Annotated in this window: 3 protein-coding genes; all 3 read right to left on the minus strand. The window is 37.8% G+C overall.

Annotated features, from left to right (window positions below; all coding sequences use genetic code 11):
• Nucleotides 1-1,084: HipA domain-containing protein (locus PHC76_RS14840; RefSeq protein WP_300210757.1), on the minus strand; the 1,084-nt coding region annotated here is incomplete at its 3' end.
• Between the two features lie 136 nt (nucleotides 1,085-1,220).
• Nucleotides 1,221-2,402 (minus strand): type II toxin-antitoxin system HipA family toxin, encoded by a 1,182-nt coding sequence (locus tag PHC76_RS14845; protein ID WP_300210758.1) that lies wholly within the window; start codon nucleotides 2,400-2,402, stop codon nucleotides 1,221-1,223.
• Nucleotides 2,386-2,634, minus strand: coding sequence for a helix-turn-helix domain-containing protein (locus tag PHC76_RS14850; protein ID WP_300210760.1), 249 nt, complete (start codon nucleotides 2,632-2,634; stop codon nucleotides 2,386-2,388). Before PHC76_RS14850 ends, PHC76_RS14845 begins: the two co-directional genes overlap by 17 nt.
• Between the last annotated feature and the right edge of the window lie 603 nt (nucleotides 2,635-3,237).

A 3,237-nucleotide genomic window follows, 5' to 3' on the forward strand; every position in this document is an offset into this window, starting at 1 on the left:
TGATACGTGTAAACATTTTTTCGCTGGTGGTACTGTATTTGTTTTCTGCACGCAAACCCAAATAGGTCGAGAAGTTTGCTTTTGCAAAACGGTACGTTCCTAATCGATCAAATCGTTTAATGAGATAATGAAATTCTTGATCATTGTTTCGTTTGATGAGATACGATTGAGGGACACGAAATCCTAATTCATTTTTTGCAAAACTCATAAAGAGATGTTCATTTAACGCTAAGTGCGGAAGATAGTATTGCGATGAAGGATCGGCTTTATAACGACTGTATGGTTTGAGTATAAAATCGCGTATCCCTTCGGATTTATCTTGATGTATTCGATGGTGTTCGCTATTCAGATCAACAAGCCGTTTGTATTGAAAACCACTGATTCCCGGAAGCTCGTCATAAGTAAAATGGGAGAGGTCTTCTCCTTCGGGAAACAGCTCTTCTTCATTGATGTCGAGGGTATAGTTTTCCAATACAGCAGGGAAGGGGAGCGCAGGGCCTAATATACTCTCAAGATTGCTTAAAAAAGAGGGGCGGTTCTTTTGAGATTCAACCTGAGATTCACCGGTGAGGGTAAAATAAATATCGCCGATATTATGTGTTAATCGAACCAACATATCAAGCTCATCCGATGAGTGTAACGATTGTTCTAGCATCTCACGATTAACCCCTTCGGGGAGATTCTCATCAAACGCCGCATGAAGCTCTGAAGAAGAATAGGGGATGATGTCTAAAGGCAACCCAGGGATCTCTACTTTGCTCTGGGTCAAGTATTGATCAGCGTAGCAAAAAACAAACTCTTGGGCATTTTGAAAAAGGTAACCGGCGATTTGATCGGCTTTATGTACAAAGATCATTCTATAAACTTTGGCATACGCTTCACGCACATCTTTTTGCCAGTATACGGTTGAAGCAGATTGCCCGAGGGTACGAACACGATTAGCTGCTATAAGTTCATTGAGAACACGTAAAAGCTTTTTATCCTTAATCCCGAAAACACTGCTTTCTCGTTCGATCTCTTTTAAGGATTTTGATTCTTTTAGGGTGAGAATAATTCTTAGAATCTCGGTAATATCGGCTCTCAAGGTAGCTCCAAGTATATAAGGTTTTTAAGACACTATGTAAAATTACTTTAAGTCTACAGCTATTAATATAAAAATAAACTTATACTATGTCTTGAGAAGCTTAAGAAGGGGTGTTCTCACGCCATGATGCACTGATTTAGGATCTGTTAATTGCGTCAAAACCAAATGATTCAAGCCCCTTATCCCATTCATCCAGCATCTTATTGGCAAATGCACTGATATCCGGATGTGTTTTGACATAATCGAGCATCTCTTTGGCTGCATTCTTAGTGGCTATGGCACAGCTTTTAAATATCTCTTCGATTTCTGCCATAGAGAGTTTACATATTTGTTTGCCAAATCCGATATAGGTTTTTTTCTTCCACCATACCTTGCCACCACTCATAGTCAGAGCGGGCAGATCCTCTTTTAGATAGACTGTTGTGCATACGACGTCATAGATGGGTGCCATTACAGCATCGGTATAATCTTCATCATACAAGATAGCAAAGTTTTTAAGATGGGCATCGCCGTTTCTAAGTATGTGATTCATCACAAGTGTAGTAAAAAAAGTCCGCAGATTTTCAAGTCTCGATTCGGCAGATGTGGAGGCTTTAAGAACTTTTGCAAGATCTTCATAAGAAGCATGGTATTTTTCATTGGTCCCTTTGCCCAGAAGTACACACCCATCTTCAAAGCCCAGATAGTTGCCGTCATCTTTTAAATCGAAGCGTTTCATGATAAACATCAATCGGTTTTCTGAAAGCTTGAACTGCGGTGTAGGTAAACCGGCTAATCGCACCGCTTCCATACAAAAAAATTCATTGAATGCGAGTTCAGGATATTCATCTCCCCACGATTTGACAATATACTCTTCGGTCGTGAGGGTATTTTTATCATTGATTTGGAGCAATATTTTGGGCTGCACACCTGAGACGCCTGAGCGGATTGCAAAGCGCTCCATCAATTTTTCAAACAATATGTGGGTATCGTCATGTAAAATATCATCAAGGGTAATAGCCTCTTCATTGTCAGCCGGAAGACCATATTTGACACGCCCTATAACATGGGGACCTATCAGCTCCAATAATCCAAGATCATCCATGTGTTTAACTTTTGCAAACCGTTCACGAATCGTCTCTTTCAACGCACCTTCGGGAAGATTCATTTCAAATATCGGATGAAGATTGATAGACCCCCAACTTTCAGTACGGATCGGCATTGTTACAGAGATGGGAGTAATTGCTTCAGGTGCATAGGCAAATATATGCTTTTCACCCTCTTTGGCTAATGTACCGGCTCTTTGGGTATTGGTATAGATATTAATACGTCTCTCCACGCTGCAACTCCTCTAACGTTAATGGACGTCCTTTTTCTCTGATTGCTATTTCCAATCCGAAAATCTCAAGGACTTCATTTACTTTGGTGATACCCACTTCTTCGATAAATCCATCTTCCATGCGACGGTAGGTATTGAGACTTATACCGGCATATTTAGCCGCCTCAGTTTGATTCCACGCTTTTTTCTTTCGGGCATTAATAATGGTTTTGCTTAGCTGTATTAGGCTCATCAGTCATCCAAAATATCAATATAATAATAATTATAGCAATTATATTATAATTCTATCAATATAATGGTAATTATTCCTACATTGAAATTATAATCTAATCAGTAATATTGGAATAGTCTATTGGTTATTAAAATTGACAATTATATATACTGTTAGTATAGTAATAAGAACTATTTCTAAACCATAGTGCTACATTGTGTAAATATTTCTAAACTTCTTTTAGTCAAATAGAAAGTGATTAATCTCAATAAAATGAGTAAGAGTGATCGGGTGGATGCTGTTGTATAGTTAATGAGAGCACTTAGATAATTGTGTTCAATTAAATTATATTGAAAATTACACCAGTAAAATTAGCCTAAATACTGCGCAAAATAAAATCCAAACCCATATAGTCAGAAAACCCGTTATTAACTTAATTCGTACAGTATTAAATAACGTCCTGCTTGTAAACTTATTGGATACTTTGTAACGTACGAAAAACACTTGTTTTGCAACCAAATATGCAAATAAATAAATTCAAAATTTTGATACCACGGTGTTATAGTTTTCATTTTATTTGCATTCCGTAGAACTATCCGTTACAATTTCATCAATACACACAAA

Origin of the sequence: Sulfuricurvum sp., assembly GCF_028710345.1 — a bacterium.
In the GTDB taxonomy this organism is placed as follows: Bacteria; Campylobacterota; Campylobacteria; order Campylobacterales; family Sulfurimonadaceae; genus Sulfuricurvum.